Annotated in this window: 12 protein-coding genes; 9 read left to right on the top strand and 3 right to left on the bottom strand. The window is 68.0% G+C overall.

Features of this window, described 5'->3' with window-relative positions:
- A partial coding sequence (locus tag RSO01_RS34580) for an aminopeptidase P family protein (RefSeq protein WP_246159016.1) occupies positions 1 to 2,006 on the bottom strand: 2,006 nt, incomplete at its 3' end.
- A gap of 208 nt (positions 2,007 to 2,214) precedes the next feature.
- On the opposite strand from RSO01_RS34580, the gene RSO01_RS34575 reads away from it, so the two are divergent.
- The 9 genes from RSO01_RS34575 to RSO01_RS34535 all read left to right on the top strand — a co-directional run bounded on the left by RSO01_RS34575 (position 2,215) and on the right by RSO01_RS34535 (position 12,202).
- The gene (locus RSO01_RS34575) at positions 2,215 to 2,622 is read left to right on the top strand and encodes a DUF1127 domain-containing protein (RefSeq protein ID WP_246159014.1); all 408 of its coding nucleotides are present in this window, start codon (positions 2,215 to 2,217) and stop codon (positions 2,620 to 2,622) included.
- Between the two features lie 145 nt (positions 2,623 to 2,767).
- Positions 2,768 to 4,072, top strand: a complete 1,305-nt coding sequence (locus RSO01_RS34570; protein WP_170303575.1) for an NtaA/DmoA family FMN-dependent monooxygenase — start codon at positions 2,768 to 2,770, stop codon at positions 4,070 to 4,072.
- 66 nt (positions 4,073 to 4,138) lie between these two features.
- Complete coding sequence (locus RSO01_RS34565) at positions 4,139 to 5,638, top strand: ABC transporter substrate-binding protein (RefSeq protein ID WP_147155155.1); 1,500 nt, start codon at positions 4,139 to 4,141, stop codon at positions 5,636 to 5,638.
- 3 nt (positions 5,639 to 5,641) lie between these two features.
- Entirely contained in the window at positions 5,642 to 6,604 is a 963-nt protein-coding gene (locus tag RSO01_RS34560; protein ID WP_246159013.1) for an ABC transporter permease, read from the top strand.
- Entirely contained in the window at positions 6,601 to 7,446 is an 846-nt protein-coding gene (locus RSO01_RS34555) for an ABC transporter permease (RefSeq protein ID WP_218037550.1), read from the top strand. Before RSO01_RS34560 ends, RSO01_RS34555 begins: the two co-directional genes overlap by 4 nt.
- A complete protein-coding gene (locus RSO01_RS34550; RefSeq protein WP_147155154.1) occupies positions 7,439 to 9,460 on the top strand; it encodes a dipeptide ABC transporter ATP-binding protein in 2,022 nt (673 codons plus the stop codon). The genes RSO01_RS34555 and RSO01_RS34550 overlap by 8 nt, the downstream gene beginning before the upstream one ends.
- 23 nt (positions 9,461 to 9,483) lie before the next feature.
- Complete coding sequence (locus RSO01_RS34545) at positions 9,484 to 10,845, top strand: LLM class flavin-dependent oxidoreductase (RefSeq protein ID WP_147155153.1); 1,362 nt, start codon at positions 9,484 to 9,486, stop codon at positions 10,843 to 10,845.
- Positions 10,842 to 11,729, top strand: coding sequence for an NtaA/DmoA family FMN-dependent monooxygenase (locus RSO01_RS34540; RefSeq protein WP_147155152.1), 888 nt, complete (start codon positions 10,842 to 10,844; stop codon positions 11,727 to 11,729). Before RSO01_RS34545 ends, RSO01_RS34540 begins: the two co-directional genes overlap by 4 nt.
- Positions 11,675 to 12,202, top strand: a complete 528-nt coding sequence (locus tag RSO01_RS34535) for an LLM class oxidoreductase (RefSeq protein WP_170303574.1) — start codon at positions 11,675 to 11,677, stop codon at positions 12,200 to 12,202. Before RSO01_RS34540 ends, RSO01_RS34535 begins: the two co-directional genes overlap by 55 nt.
- Positions 12,203 to 12,292: 90 nt before the next feature.
- On the opposite strand, the gene RSO01_RS34530 is transcribed toward RSO01_RS34535, so the two are convergent.
- Positions 12,293 to 13,144 (bottom strand): 50S ribosomal protein L11 methyltransferase, encoded by an 852-nt coding sequence (locus RSO01_RS34530; protein WP_170303573.1) that lies wholly within the window; start codon positions 13,142 to 13,144, stop codon positions 12,293 to 12,295.
- Positions 13,141 to 15,441: an ATP-dependent helicase gene (locus tag RSO01_RS34525; RefSeq protein WP_147155149.1), complete on the bottom strand. Its 2,301-nt coding sequence runs from the start codon at positions 15,439 to 15,441 to the stop codon at positions 13,141 to 13,143. Before RSO01_RS34525 ends, RSO01_RS34530 begins: the two co-directional genes overlap by 4 nt.
- Positions 15,442 to 15,562 lie beyond the last annotated feature (121 nt).

Here is a 15,562-nt window from a genome sequence, read left to right as displayed (position 1 = left end):
ATCGCGCGCGTTGCCTCGACAAGCCAGGCCTTCGTCGCGTCGTCGACCTGCGGCGCCACCGTCTCGCGCACACGGCGGTGATAGTCGTTCAGCCACTGCCGCTCGGCCTCGGTCAGCAGGCCGGGCTCGACGCAGGCAAGATCGATCGGCGCCAGCGTCAAGGTCTCGAACTCGAGATAGCGACGGTCGGCGCCCTCGATCTTCGCTTCCCGCACCGCGACCAGGTTCTCGATGCGGATGCCGTAGGCGTCGGTCTTGTAGTAGCCGGGCTCGTTGCTGACGATCATGCCGGGCTGCAGCGCGACGTTGTTCGGCATCTTGGAGATGCGGTGCGGTCCTTCGTGCACCGAAAGATAGGCGCCGACGCCGTGGCCGGTGCCGTGGTCGTAGTCGAGGCCGGCCTGCCACAGCGCATAGCGCGCCAGCGCATCGAGTTGCGAGCCTGTTGTGCCGGCGGGAAAGCGCGCCATGGCGAGCGCGATATGGCCCTTGAGCACGCGCGTGAAGCGGTCGCGCATCTCCGGGCTCGGTGTGCCGATCGCCACGGTGCGGGTGATGTCGGTCGTGCCGTCGCGATACTGGCCGCCTGAATCCACCAGGTAGAGGCTGCCCGTCTCGAGCGTGCGCTCGGTCGACTCGGAGGCATGATAGTGCACGATGGCGCCGTTGGGGCCAGCGCCGGAGATCGTGTCGAAGCTCAGGTCGCGCAGCTTGCCAGTCTCCTGGCGCAGCGCCTGCAGGCGGTCCGACACCTCGATCTCGCGCAGCTTGCCGGCCTTCGATTCGCGGCCCAGCCAGCCCAGGAAGCGGCTGACCGCGGCGCCGTCGCGGCGATGGGCGTTGCGGATGCCGTCCATCTCGACGGCGTTCTTGCAGGCCTTGGGCAGCGCCACCGGATCGGCGTCACGCACCATCGCGACGCCCGCGCCCTGCAGGCGATTGGCCGCCCAGATCGGCGCCGTCGCGGTCTCGATCAGGACCTTCTTGTTCACCTTGCCCAGCGTGTCGAGCGCGGCGCCGAGTTCGTCGGTCGGCGCCAGGGTCACGGCATTGCCGAGCCAGCTGAGCGTGCGGTCAGGCACCTTGCGGCGGTCCATGTAGAGATCGACGTGCCCGTCGCTGTGCAGCAGCGCGAAGCCCAGCGCGAACGGCGTGCGCGGCACGTCGCCGCCGCGCACATTCAACAGCCAGGCGATCGAATCGGGCTGCGTGATCAACGCCACGTCGGCGCCCTTGGCCTTGACGGTGCCGGCGATGCGCGCGCGCTTGGCGGCACTGCTCTCGCCCGCGAACTCGTCGGGATGCGGCAGCACCGGCGCCAGCGGCGCCGGCGGGCGGTCGCGCCACACCGCGTCGACGGGATTGGAATCGACCGGGACGAACTCACCGCCGGCGCGCTGGCAGGCGCGGGCGAAGCGGTCGTGCCCGTCGACCGTCACCAGCCAGGGATCGAAGCCGAGCTTGCCGCCCTTGGGCAGGTTATCGGCGATCCAGGTCTCGGGCGATTCCTCGGGGATCTGGTGCGGCGCGAAGGCGTCAGTGTCGACCTGGGCGCGCACGGCCAGGGTATAGCGGCCGTCGATGAAGATCGCCGCGCGATCGGCCAGCACGATGGCGAGGCCGGCCGAGCCACGGAAGCCGGTGAGCCAGGCCAACCGCTGCGAGCGCCGCGGCACATACTCGCCCTGATGCTCGTCGGCGCGCGGCACCACGAAACCATCGAGGCCGCGGTGCCTGAGTTCGGCGCGAAGCGCGGCCAAGCGCGACGTCGGCGCCGGCGAGGTGCCAAGTCCGTCATCGGCCTGTGACAGCTCCTCGCGCCAGGCTTTTAGCGCTCGGGTGAGCTCGGCATCTGCACTGGGATCGACCAGTTCGACCCATTCGGGGCCGGCCAGACCCTCGGGGGCTGCGGCGACACCACGCATGAGCGAATCGAGGGCCGATGGGTCAGGATTGCGGCCGCGTTGGCGCAACAGGTGAAGGACGTCGTCTGGGGCGGAACTCATGTAGGCGGGACCCTACGCGGCGTGGTTGGGACAGGCAATCTGAGCAATTTTCGGTCTCTCGCGAGTGCGAAATGCGCAATCGGACAGCACTATGCGTGCAACGCATATCAGTCGTTCCAAGCCTTCACTTATTGTTGTAACTCAAGGCTCTATATTTGCTCTGTGCAGCGCAGCATCGCCTACCGCGTCGCACAATAAGGAGCAGACCATGATGACCCAGCCGATCCAGATGTTTGAAAATCTGACCAGCGAAACTTCGCCGGCGGGGGGAAACGACATTGCCAAGACGACCCCGTCCTTCGAGGAGCGGAGGATGCTCGAGCTGCGCGCGCGTTACGCCCGCGCCGAGCTGGTCGCAAATGGCCTGGCCGACGCCCTGCTGTGGCTCGGCCGCCAGTACAGCCGCTTCGTCGGCGCAATCAAGGCCGACTTCAAGCTGCGTGCCGCGGAGAGCCAGCTCTTCCGCATGAGCGACCGCGAACTGGCCGACATCGGCCTGACCCGCGGCGACATCCACTTCGCCATCCGCGAGACCGCGGAGGGCGTGATGCCGGAGATCGACGGCGTGACCCATACGGTCATCCCGGCGAATCAGAACTTGCGTCGCGTCGCGTAAGCATAAGTAACGTCAGTAGCGTAAGCGTAAGCGTACAAGGGCCGGCGAAAGCCGGCCCTTTTTCGTGGCTGCAACGCCGTCCCTTTGCTTCGATGGTCGCGACAAAGGAGGTGGGCATGAGATTTGCTGCCATTTGCCGATGCCGATGAAGCGCAAGATGCATCTGGTCGCGTATCTCAAAACGGGACCGACCGCGAGCTATGCCAGCGCCTGGCGCCATCCGTCGGCGCCGCTCGACGACATCTGGGATGCCGAGCGCTACGAGAACCTGGCGCGCCTGCTCGAGGCGGCACGCTTCGACGCCGGCTTCTTCGCTGATGGCATGGGCCTGCCGGACATCTACAAGAACAGCTTCGCCGACTATGTCGGACGCGGCGGCCAGCTCAGCTTGATCGACCCGATGACGGTGCTGCCGTTGATGGCGCGGGTGACGCGTCATCTCGGCCTCGGCAACACCATATCGACGACCTTCAACCAGCCCTATCACATCGCGCGCAGCCTGGGCTCGCTCGACCTGTTGAGCCGCGGGCGGGCGGCGTGGAACGTCGTCACCTCGGCGACGAATTACGAAGCGCGCAACTTCGGCATGGACGGGATGCCGCCCAAGGATGATCGCTACGATCGCGCCGACGACGTGCTCGAGGCCTGCTTTGCCCTGTGGGATTGCTGGGACCCCGACGCGCTGGTGATGGACCGCAAGAGCGGCGTCTTCGCCGATGCCAGCAAGATCCGGTATGCCGACCATGCCGGCCCTTACGTCAGCACGCGTGGCCCGATGTCGATCCCGCGCAGCCCGCAAGGCCGTCCGCTGATCCTGCAGGCCGGCTCTTCGCCGCGCGGACGCGAGTGTGCCGCCCGCTGGGCCGACATGATCTTCTGCACCACCGCCACCAAGGCCGACGGCATCGCCTTCCGTGCCGACATGCACACCAGGCTGGCGGCATTGGGCCGTTCACCCGTCGAATGCGCCATCCTGCCGACGCTGTCGGTGGTCATCGGCGAGACCGAGTCGATCGCCCGCGAGAAGGCGGAGTATCTCGACAGCCTGATCGATCCCGAGTTGGTGATGGCCTCGTCATCGACCTTGCTCGGTGTCGACCTCAGCCGCATCGAGACTGCGGAGGAGGCGGAAGTCGCCGCCGGCAACCAGGGCATTGCCGGCTCGCGCGACCGCATGAGCCAGGTCGCCAAGGCTCAGGGCATCAGCTTCGCCCAGGCGGTGCGCAAGCCGCGTGGCCTGCTGGCCGGTACGCCCGCCATGATCGCCGACGTGATGGAAGACTGGTTCACCAACGGTGCCTGCGACGGCTTCGTCTTGCCGCCTACCGTGTTTCCCGGGACCTACGAGGAGTTCGGCCGCATGGTGACGCCGGAGCTGCAGCGCCGCGGCCTGCTGCGCCGTGAATATGCCGGCCGCACCTTGCGCGAGAACCTCGCCAATCCGGGTTGAAGCGGCGACTGGCACAGCCATTGCTCCGTCCAGGGGGATCTTCCCGCAGCCGCTGAAAGGCGCCCCATGCCACTTTCCCGCAGGACGCTGATCGGCTCTTCACTGGCGGCGGCCGCAGTCGTTCGGCCGGCTCATGCCGCCGGCAAGGTGCTGCGCATCGGCATCAGCACGTCGCTCAACACGCTCGACCCGATGATGGTCACGACAGGCGACGAATACATCTACGCGAACCTCGCCTTCAACGGGCTGGCCCGCATGCGCGAGGATCTCGTGGTCGAGCCCGACCTCGCCGAGAGCTGGACCTACAGTGACGATCTCAAGCGCTGGACGTTCCGCTTGCGCCGTGGCGTGAAATTCCACAACGGCGAGGAGATGACGGCCGACGACGTCGTCGCCTCCTTTCGCCGCCTGCTCGATCCCAACGGCACCTCGCCGGTGCGCAGCCAGTACGACATGGTCGAGAGCATCTCCGCGCCCGATGCCGGCACCGTCGTGTTCGAGCTCAAGATCCCCTATGGCGGCCTGGCGGACATTCTCACCGACCGCCAGGTCAAGATCGTGCCGCGCAGCGCCACGGCCCAGATGGCGACGCAGCCGATCGGTACGGGACCCTTCAAGTTCGTGAGCTATACCGCCGGCGACCGCTTGGTGCTGGCGCGCCACGCCGACTACTACGAATCCGGCCTGCCCAAAGTCGAAGGCGTGGAGCTGCGCATCATCCCGGAGATGAGCGTCAAGATCTCAGCCTTGCAGGCTGGCGACATCGACATCCTATGGGACCTGCCGCTCGAGCAGGTGAAGCCGCTGTCGGGTCGCACGGATCTACGCGTCGACAGCGTGCCCACCGCCTCATGGGATGGCGCGATCCTCAACAACGCCATCCCGCCCTTCAACGACAAGCGCGTGCGCCAGGCCTTTCATCTCGCCGTCGACAAGGCGGAAGTGGTCGAGCTGACGCTGTTCGGCCAGGGCGTGCCGACGATCAGCCCGATCCCGCCGAGCCATCCGTTCTATGCCAAGGACGTCGTCGTCCCGAAGGCCAATCCGGCGGCTGCCCGCAAGCTTCTCGCCGAGGCCGGTCATCCCAACGGCATCAAGCTGCCGATGATCCTGCCTGTCGGCCGCCCGGTGCGCGAGCGCCTGGGCGTCACCTTGCAGCAACTCGCCAAGGCCGGCGGCTTCGACCTGCAGGTGCAGCGTCTGCCTTATTCGTCATTCAATGCCGAGGTTTCTGGCAAGGCGCCGTTGTACATCGACGGCTTCTTCGCCCGGCCGACGGTCGACACCAGCCTGTTCCCCTTCCTGCGCAGCAAGGGGAGCTGGAACGAGCGCCTGTGGCACTACAGCGACGAGACGGTGGATCGCGCCCTCGATGCGGCGCGCTCGAGCGCCGACCCGGCCGTGCAGAAGAAGAACTACATCGACGTGCAGGCGGCGCTGGTCGCCAATCCGGCGTCGATGTTTGCTTATTCCGTCAACTACGCCTGCGCCTATCGCAAGTCGGTCGGGGACATCAAGACGCATCCGATGAAGTGGTTCGACCTGCGTCATGCGACGCTGAGCTGAGCCATGGGAATGGCCGCCTTCCTGCTGCGGCGGCTGCTCGGCCTGGTCGGTGTGCTGCTCGGCATGTCGGTGCTGATCTTCGGCATCGTCCATATCCTGCCTGGCAACGTCGCCTATGCGATCCTGGGCGAATTCGCGACGCCGGCCGCGGTGGCGCAACTCGAAGCCAAGCTCGGCCTGAACGATCCGCTGCCGGTGCAGTACTGGCGCTGGCTGGGCGCCATGCTGCACGGCGATTTCGGCATGTCGATCGTGATGCAGCGGCCGGCGGCGCCGTTGATCGCCGAGGCGCTGGGTCGCTCGGCGTTGCTGGCCGTATTCGCTTTCGGCCTGGTGGCGATGGGCGGCATCGGCCTCGGGCTCTATGCCGCAACGCATCGCGGCCGGGCGTCGGACAAGGTGCTGACCCTGGCGCAGTTCCTGCTGATCGCCGTGCCGGAGTTCTTCTGGGCGATCCTCGCCGTCCTGGTCTTTGCCTCCTGGCTCAACCTGCTGCCGGCCACAGGCTATGCGCCGCTGAGCGAGGGCGTGGCCAAGTGGGCGTCGCATCTGGTGTTGCCCGTGCTGGTGCTGGCCTTTGGCCTGGTCGCCCATGTCTCGCGATTGACCCGGTCATCGATGATCGAGGTGCTCGACAGCCGCTATGTGCTTGCCGCCCGGGCGCGCGGCCTGCCCGAGCGCAAGGTGCTGTGGCGCCACGCCCTGCCGAATGCGCTCCTGCCGGCGATCACCGTTCTTGCGATCGACGCCGGATTGCTGATCGGCGGCATCGTGGTGGTCGAGACGGTGTTTGCCTATCCGGGCCTCGGCCGCTTGCTGGTCTACGCCATCGAGCGCCACGACCTGCCGCTGCTGCAGGTCGGCATGATGGTGGTGACGGCCATCTATGCGCTGGCCAATTTCGTCGCCGAGCTCCTGTACGCCGTTCTGAACCCACGCATCCGCGTTGCCGGGGCGACGGCGTGACCCTCCTCACCCTGCCGCGGCTCAGCGCGCCGTCCGCACTCGTCCTGGGCGGCGCGCTGCTGCTGTTGATCGGCCTGGCCGCGGTCGTGGGCATCTGGTTCACGCCCTACGATCCCGCCGCCTTTGCCGTGCGCGAGCGGCTGCAGCCGCCCAGCGCGCTGCACCCTTTCGGCACCGACGAGTTTGGCCGCGACGTGCTCTCGCGCGTCCTGGCCGGCGCGCACCTCTCGCTGGCCACCGGCTTCGGCGCCATGGCGATCAGCCTGGCCGTCGGCGTGCCGTTGGGCCTGATCGCTGCCTTCCATCGCGGGGTCACCGAGGAGGTGATCATGCGCAGCGTCGATCTGCTGATCGCCCTGCCGCCGGTGCTGCTCGGCCTGCTGGTCCTGGCGGTGACGCCGCCCAGCCTGTGGAAGACCATCGCCGCCGTCGGCCTGGTCTATGTGCCCATCATGGTGCGCCTGACGCGCGCCGTGGCGCTGGGCCTGCTGGAGGAGGACTTCGTGCAGGCGGCGCGGGCGCGCGGCGAGGGTGCCCCGACCATCCTGTGGCATGAGATCCTGCCCAACGCCTGGCCGCCCATCATCGTCGAGTGCGGCCTGCGCGTGACCTTCGCCATCCTGCTGGGCTCGGCCTTGTCGTTCCTGGGCCTCGGTCCGCAGCCGCCGGCCAGCGAATGGGGATTGATGATCGCCGAGGGCCGCGACTTCCTGCGGCAGGCGCCCTGGGTTTGCCTCGCGCCTGGCCTGTCGCTCTGCGTGCTGCTGGTCTGCGTCAACCTGGTGGGCGAGGGGCTGCGCGAGCGCCTCGACCCGCAACTGCGCGGCCGCTCGCATGCTTGACGCCACGATTCGCACCGGCGCGGCGCTGGAGATCGAAGCGCTTTCCGTCGCCTATCCGTCGCGGGGCGGCTGGCTGCAGGCCTTGGATGGCGTTTCCCTGTCCATCGCCGCGGGCAGCGTGCGCGGCTTGGTCGGCGAATCGGGATCGGGCAAGTCGACCGTCGTGCTGGCGCTGCTCGGCCTGCTTGGTCCGGCGGCGCGGGTGACGGCCGAACGCCTGGCCTTCGACGGCCACGACCTGTTCGCCAACGCATCTGCCTTGCGCGGCCGTCGTATCGGCGTCGTCTTCCAGGACACTGCGGCAGCGCTCAATCCCGCCCTCACCATCGGCTCCCAGGTGATCGAGCCGATGCGCGTCCATCTCGGCACCGAGCATCGCGCCGCCTGGCAGCGCGGCACCGATCTTCTGGCGGAGATGGGCATCCCGCGCCCGGCCCAGGTGATGCGGAGCTATCCGCACCAGCTCTCCGGCGGCATGAAGCAGCGCGTCGGCATTGCCGCGGCGCTCGCCAGCGAGCCCGACCTGTTGCTGCTCGACGAGCCGACCACCGCGCTCGACGTGACCATCGAGGCCCAGATCCTTGCCCTGCTCGACGAGCTTAGGTCGCGCCGCAACCTCGCCATGCTGCTGGTCAGCCACAACCTCGGCATCGTCGATCGGCTGTGCGACACGGTGTCCGTGCTTTACGCCGGACGCCTGGTCGAATCGGGGACGACGGGCGAGGTGTTGCATCGTCCGCGCCATCCCTACACCAAGGGGCTGCTGGCCGCGCTGCCGCGGCCTGACCGTCCCCATGCCGGCCGTCTGGCGCCAATCCAGGGCAATCTGCCCGACCTCACCGCGCCTGATCCGGGCTGCAACTTCCGCCCGCGCTGCGCCTTTGCCGTTGCGGGCTGCTACCGGCCGCAGCTGCTGAGCGGCGATCGACACCAGGTGAGCTGCCATCGCGTCGATGCGGTCGCCGATCTGCCATGGCCTGCCGAGCCCGTGCCACCGACCGCCGCGCCGGTCGCCTCCGCGGTGCCGCTGGTCGAAGCCCGCGAGCTCAGCATCCGCTTCGACAGCGGCGGCTGGCTGCAGCGCCTGCTCGGCAAGGTCGGCGGCGTGCTGGCGGTCGACCGCGTATCGGTGACGATCCGCAACGGCGAGGTGCTGGGCCTGGTGGGCGAGTCGGGCTGCGGCAAGTCAACCCTGGGCCGCCTGCTGTTGCGGCTGCTGCCGGCGCGCGGCGGCACGCTGCGGTTTGCCTCCGCGGTCGTTGGCGCAAGGCCCGACGCTCATTTCAGGCAACGCGCCCAGGTCGTCTTCCAGAACTCCGACACCTCGCTCAATCCGCGCCAGACCGTGGGCATGATCCTCGGCCGTGCCGTACGCTGGTTCGCAATCGCCAGCATCGACGCCGAGGTCTCGGCCGAGGTCGATCGCCTGCTCGACCTGGTCCGCCTGCCGCGTTCCTACGCCCAGCGCTATCCGCACCAGCTGTCGGGCGGCGAGAAGCAGCGCGTCGGCATCGCCCGGGCGCTCGCCTCGCGGCCCAAGTTCCTGGTGTGCGACGAGGCTGTGTCGGCGCTCGACGTGTCGGTGCAGGCCGCTGTGCTGAATCTGTTGCGCGACCTGCGCGACGAGCTGAGCGTCGCATACCTGTTCATCAGCCACGATATCGGCGTCATCGCCCACATCGCCGACCGCGTCGCCGTCATGTACCAGGGCACCATCGTGGAGGAGGGCGCGGTCGGCGACGTGCTGCAGCCGCCCTATCATCCTTATACCGAGCTGCTGCTGTCCTCCGTCCCGCTGATCGGCAAGCGCCGTACCGTTGCCGCCTCGACGCAGGCTGCGCGTGCGGTCCCGATGGCGGGGGGATGCAAGTTCGCCGATCGCTGCACTCGGCGGGTCGGCCCGATCTGCGACAGCGTCCCGCCACCCGTGCAGCAGGCCGCGCCGGGCCACGGCATTCGTTGCCACATCCCTCTGCCTGAGCTTGCCGCGGTGCCGCACTGGCTCAGCCAATAGCCTCTGTTCGAGGAGCGTACGCCATGATGAATATTATCGCGATTCCCAACCTGGTCGGTGGCCATCTCGGCGGCTGGCGTCACAAAGACGCCTTCGCCAAGCCGGTCATGAATCTCGAGGCCTTCATCGAGATGACCGAGATCGCCGAGCGCGGGAAGCTCGATGCGGTGTTCCTGGCCGATGGTAACGGCGTGCGCGACATGGATCGGCCGGCGCTGTTCGCCGCCAACCATCCCTCGGCGCGGCCCGCCTTCTTCGAGCCGACGACACTGCTCTCCGCGGTCTCGATGATCGCCAAGCGCATCGGCGTCGTCGCCACCGCGACCAGCACCTACGACGAGCCCTGGATGGTCGCGCGCCGCTTCGCCTCGATGGACCACATCAGCAAGGGCCGCGCCGGCTGGAACCTGGTCACCGCGTCCAACGCCGGCGACGCGCTGAACTTCGGCCGCGCCGAGCATATGGGCCGCGAGGACCGCTATGCCCGCGCGCAGGAGTTCTACGAGGTGGTCGCCAAGCTGTGGGACAGTTGGGCGGACGACGCCTTCCCGCAGGACAAGCAGACCGGCCAGTATCTCGATCCTGCGCGGGTGCGCCCCATCGACCATCGGGGCATCCACTTCTCGGTGAAGGGGCCGTTGAATATCTCGCCGACGCCGCAGGGCCGGCCGGTCGTGTTCATGGCCGGTCAATCCGGGCCGGGCATGGAACTCGCCGCGCGCTACGCCGACGCCCTGTTCGGGGCCGGTACCACCAAGCAGGACTGCATTGCCGCCTATGCCGACATCAAGGGCCGCATGGCGCGCTACGGCCGCGCGCCCGACTCGCTCAAGATCCTGCCGGGAGTGAGCACGTTCGTCGGCCGTACCGCCGCCGAGGCGGAGGAACTGTACGAGGAGCTGCAGTCGCTGATCTCGCCGCCGCTCGGCGTGCACTATCTGTCGAAGATGCTGGTGCATGATCTCGAAGGCCTGCCGCTCGACGGCCCGTTGCCGGACGACCTGGCGCCGGAGACGCTGGGCGGCAGCAGCCTGCGTCGCTACATCATCGACTTCGCCCGGCGCGACAACCTCACCATCCGCCAGATCTACGAGCGCACACTGCCCGCCCTCGGCGGCCCGGTGTTCAAGGGCAGTGCGGCGCAGGTCGCCGACGAGATGGAGGATTGGTGGCGCAGCAGGGCCGCCGACGGCTTCACCATCATGGCGCCCGTCCAGCCGCGTGGTTTGCGCGAGTTCGTCGACTTGGTCGTGCCCGAGCTGCAGCGCCGGGGCATCTTTCGCAAGGAATACGAAACCACCACCTTGCGCGGCCATCTCGGTCTGTCCGATGCTCCCAGCCAGTGGCATCCGGAGCAGGCGGCAGGGGAGCGCGGCGCGGCATGATGGTTTTGGGCTTCACCGGCGGCGCGCTGGGCGGTCATCTCGGCGGCTGGCGTCATCGCGATTCGTTTCCGACGACCAGCATGCAGCTGCAATGCATGATCGAGATGGCGCAGATCGCCGAACGTGGCGGCATCGACATGATGTTCCTGGCCGACGGCAACGGCGTGCGCCAGATGGACAAGCCCGCTCTGTTCGCCGCCAACAGCCCGTCCGATCGCCCGGCGGTGTTCGAGCCGGTGACGCTGTTTGCCGCCGTCGCCCAGCACACCAGCCGGATCGGTCTCGTGGCGACGGCGACCACCAGCTACGAAGAACCCTTCACGATCGCCCGCAAGTTCGCCTCGCTCGATCACCTGAGCGGCGGCCGCGCCGGCTGGAACCTCGTCACCACGCAGTATGTCGAGGATTCCAAGAATTTCGGACGCGATGAGCATTTCGGCCGTGAGGATCGCTACGAGCGCGCCCGCGAGAGCCTCGACGTCGTGCGGTCGCTTTGGGATTCATGGGCAACCGACGCGTTCCTGCAGGACAAGTCGACCGGCCGATACCTTGACCCGGCGCGCGTGCGCCTGACCAATCATCGCGGCAAGCACTTTGCGGTCAAGGGGCCGCTCAACGTGGCGCGAACGCCGCAGGGACAGCCGGTCGTCTTCATGGCCGGCCAGTCGGACGCAGGCAAGGAGCTGGCGGCCTATGGTGGCGAGGGCCTGTTCGGCACCGCGAGCAACAAGGCCGAGGCGCAGGCCGAATATGCCGACATCAAGGGCAGGATGAAGAAGTATGGCCGGCCGCCGGACGCGCTGCGCATCCTGCCGGCCTCAGCGTGTTCGTGGGACGCACCGCGGCGGAGGCCGATGCGCTGTTCGAGGAGCTGCAGTCCCTGATCTCGCCTGCGCTCGCCGTCAGCTATCTCTCGAAGGTCGCCGGCGTCGACCTGACCGGGCTGCCGATCGACGGCCCGATGCCGAAACGGCAGGGCGAGAGCCTGGGCGGCACGGCGATCGGCCGCTCGGTGCTGGAGATGGCGGCGCGCGAGGGCCTCAGCGTGCGCGCCACCTACGAGCGCGTCCTGCCGACGATGGGCGGCAACATGGTGAAGGGCGACCCGGTCCAGGTCGCCGACATGATGGAGGACTGGTACCGCAGCAAGGCCTGCGACGGCTTCATGCTCTCCATGCCGGTCGAGCCGCGCAGCCTGCGCGATTTCGTCGAGCTGGTCGTGCCCGAGCTGCAGCGCCGCGGCCTGCGGCCGCGCGACTATCGCGGGACGACGCTGCGCGATAGCATGGGCCTGACCCATCCCGTCGATCCGTTCCTCCTGCCCGCTGCCGGGAAGGCGAATCGCGCAAACGGCTAGAATCATGCTCTTCCGGACCGCGCGCATCCTGCGCGCTCATGATCATGAGCGCGCAGGATGGGCGCGGTCCGGAAGAATCCAGGACGCGCTTCAGTCTCGCCGCAGCAGCAGCGTCCGCCAGATCGCGCCGCCCGTCTCGAGGTCGATGTGGCGCTCGAGGGTGAATCCCCATCGGCGATAGACCGACAGGATATCCTCGGCCTGCTCGAGCAGCAGGCCGCTCAACAGCGCCCGGCCGCCCGGCCGGACGGCGGCCGAGAAGGACTCCGACAGCTCCATCAGCGGACCGGCCAGGATGTTGGCGACGACTAGATCGCAAGGACTGAGCGCCTGCAGCTCGTCGTGGCGCAGGCCGATGGCATGCACGAAGCGGCAGAGATCGCCGACACCGTTCAGCACGGCATTTTCGCGCGCGACGTCGACCGCCTCGGCGTCATTGTCGCCGCCGATCACCGGCCGCTGCCACAGCTTGGCCATGGCGATGGCCAGAATCCCGCTGCCGCAGCCGACATCGACGGCATTGGCCGTCTCGGCGCGATCGAGCGTCGCCAGCAACTCGAGGCAGCCGCGCGTGGTGGCGTGCGTGCCGGTGCCGAACGCCATTCCGGCATCGATGCGCAGCGGCAACAGGTCGGCCGGCATGCTTCCGGCGTCATGCGAAGGATGGACCCAGAAGGGACCAACGGCGAACGGCTGGAATGAGCGCTGGTTCTCGGCCACCCAATCCCTGTCGGGCAGTTCCTCCCACTGCCAGCCGGCGCCGATCGCCGCCGCGACCGCGGTTCGGTCGCCTTCACCGAAGATCTCTATGCGCCACGGCCCATCGCGCGTGACCTCGCGGCTGGTGACCACGAAGCCCTTCTCGGCGAGATGCTCCAGCGCCTGCTCGCGCGAGGCGCGATCGGCTGCGGGCACTTCCAGCCAGGCCGTCCAGACGCTCACGCCGCCTCGATGAAGCTGTCCAAGACCTTCTTGGGCCCGGCCTTCTCGAACTCGATGTCGAGCTTGTTGCCGTCGACCGCGACGATGCGGCCATAGCCGAATTTCTGATGAAACACGCGCTGGCCGACGCTGAGGTCGGGCTTGTCGCCCTCGACGGCGCGGCGGTCGTCGAACGTCTCGTCGCGCCAGCGGGTGCGCGAGCGGCCGACGCTGGTCACGCCCAGGCTCTCATAGTCGAAGCCGCTCGCCTGCTCGCGCAGGCCGCCGTGATGGCCGGCGGAGTAGGTGGCGTAGAGGCCGGCATCGCTGCTCTCGGCGAGCTGCTCGGTCGGCAGCTCGCGCAGAAAGCGCGAGGGGATGGCGGCCTGCCACTGGTTGAACACGCGCCGGTTGGCGGCGAAGGAGACATAGGCCCGCTTGCGCGCCCGTGTGAGCCCGACATAGGCCAGTCGGCGCTCCTCCTCGAGCCCGGCCAGGCCCTTGTCGTCGAGCGCGCGCTGGTTGGGGAACAGACCTTCCTCCCAGCCCGGCAGGAACACGGTGTCGAACTCCAGCCCCTTGGCGGCATGCAGCGTCATGACGCTCACCATGTCGCTGCCGGCACGCTCGGCATTGTCGGTCAGCAGCGCCACGTGCTCGAGGAAGGCGGGCAGGGTGTCGAACTCCTGCAGGGCGTTGGTCAGCTCCTTCAGGTTCTCCAGCCGGCCCTCGGCCTCGGGCGAGCGGTCGAGGCGCAGCATGTCGGTGTAGCCCGATTCGTCCAAAATGGTCTCGACCACCTCGACATGGTTCATGCCGTCGAGCATGGCGCGCCAGCGATCGAAGTTCTTTATCAGGTCGCCCAGCGACTTGCGCTGGCGGCCTTTCAGCTCGTCGGTCTCCAATGCCCGCCGCGTCGCCTCGAACAGCGACACCTTCTGAGCGCGCTGGATGATGCGCAGCGTGCGCAGCGCCGATTCGCCCAGTCCTCGGCGCGGCGTGTTATAGATGCGCTCGAAGGCGAGGTCGTCGTCGGGCTGCACGGTGACGCGGCAGTAGGCCATCGCGTCGCGGATCTCCTGACGCTCGTAGAAGCGCGGCCCGCCGATCACCCGGTAAGGCAGGCCCATGGTGATGAACCGCTCCTCGAACTCGCGGGTCTGGAAGCCGGCACGCACCAGGATGGCGATCTGGCTGAGCGCATGCTTGTCGCGTTGCAGCGCCTCGATCTCCTCGCCGACCGTGCGCGCCTCCTCGTCGCCGTCCCACACGCCGCGCAGGGAAATGCGCTCCCCTTCCGTCATATCCGTCCACAGGGTTTTCCCCAGGCGCCCCTCGTTGTGGGCGATCAGGTGCGAGGCGGCGGCCAGGATATGCGGCGTCGAGCGGTAGTTGCGCTCCAGTCGGACGATGGTCGCGCCCGGGAAATCCTTCTCGAAGCGCAGGATGTTGCCGACCTCCGCGCCGCGCCAGCCGTAGATCGACTGGTCGTCGTCGCCGACGCAGCAGACGTCGGGCGTGCCCTGGGCCAGCAGCCGGAGCCAGAGATACTGCGCCACGTTGGTGTCCTGGTACTCGTCGACCAGGATGTGGCGGAAGCGGCGGTGGTACTGCGCCAGCACGTCGGGGTGGGCCTGCCACAGGGTGACGCAATGCATCACCAGGTCGCCGAAATCCACGGCGTTCACCTCGGCGAGCCGCGCCTGGTACTGGCGGTAGATCTCGGCGGCCTTGCCGTTGGCGAACTCGCCGGCGTCGTCGCCCGAAACCTTGTCTGGCGGCAGCGCACGGTCCTTCCAGCGCTGGATGATGCCGGAAAGTATGCGGGCCGGCCATTTCTTGTCGTCGATGCCCTCGGCCTGCAGCAGCTGCTTGATCAGCCGGGTCTGGTCGTCGGTGTCGAGGATGGTGAAGTTGCTCTTCAGCCCTACCAACTCTGCATGGCGCCGCAGCACGCGGACGCCGATGGCATGGAAGGTGCCGAGCCACATGCCGTCGGCCGCACCGCCGATCAGGCTGGCGACGCGATCGAGCATCTCGCGTGCCGCCTTGTTGGTGAAGGTGACTGCAAGAACTTGCGAGGTGCGGGCCCGGCCGGTGATCAAAAGGTGGGCGATTCGGGTGGTCAGCACGCGAGTCTTGCCCGTGCCGGCGCCGGCCAGCACCAGCAGCGGCCCGCCTTCGTGGACGACGGCCTTGCGCTGCTCCTCGTTCAGCCCTTCCAGATGGGCGTTGGGCACGACGACGCGCCGGGCCGGTTGGGGATCAGTCGGTCCGGGATCGTCGGTGATTTCGAACGGATCGGCGGGAGGCGCCATGCACGGTCATATAGCAATCGCCGGCGCAGACGCCTATCTTTGACGTCCGGGGGGAATGTGCCGGTGCCGTGCGCGCCGGAAGTGGAGGTTGCCGATGGCCCGAGGGTTGAACGGTTCGGCG

Origin of the sequence: Reyranella soli (assembly GCF_007992495.1) — a bacterium.
Taxonomy (GTDB): Bacteria; Pseudomonadota; Alphaproteobacteria; order Reyranellales; family Reyranellaceae; genus Reyranella; species Reyranella soli.
This window is presented reverse-complemented; position numbering and strand designations above follow the sequence as displayed.

Bases quoted from the DNA above. Each gene is read 5' to 3' on its own strand.
- RSO01_RS34540 (WP_147155152.1), top strand. From the start codon at position 10,842: ATGATGGTTTTGGGCTTCACCGGCGGCGCGCTGGGCGGTCATCTCGGC.
- RSO01_RS34575 (WP_246159014.1), top strand. From the start codon at position 2,215: ATGATGACCCAGCCGATCCAGATGTTTGAAAATCTGACCAGCGAAACT.
- RSO01_RS34550 (WP_147155154.1), top strand. From the start codon at position 7,439: ATGCTTGACGCCACGATTCGCACCGGCGCGGCGCTGGAGATCGAAGCG.
- RSO01_RS34525 (WP_147155149.1), bottom strand. From the start codon at position 15,441: ATGGCGCCTCCCGCCGATCCGTTCGAAATCACCGACGATCCCGGACCG.
- RSO01_RS34565 (WP_147155155.1), top strand. From the start codon at position 4,139: ATGCCACTTTCCCGCAGGACGCTGATCGGCTCTTCACTGGCGGCGGCC.
- RSO01_RS34570 (WP_170303575.1), top strand. From the start codon at position 2,768: ATGAAGCGCAAGATGCATCTGGTCGCGTATCTCAAAACGGGACCGACC.
- RSO01_RS34560 (WP_246159013.1), top strand. From the start codon at position 5,642: ATGGGAATGGCCGCCTTCCTGCTGCGGCGGCTGCTCGGCCTGGTCGGT.
- RSO01_RS34545 (WP_147155153.1), top strand. From the start codon at position 9,484: ATGATGAATATTATCGCGATTCCCAACCTGGTCGGTGGCCATCTCGGC.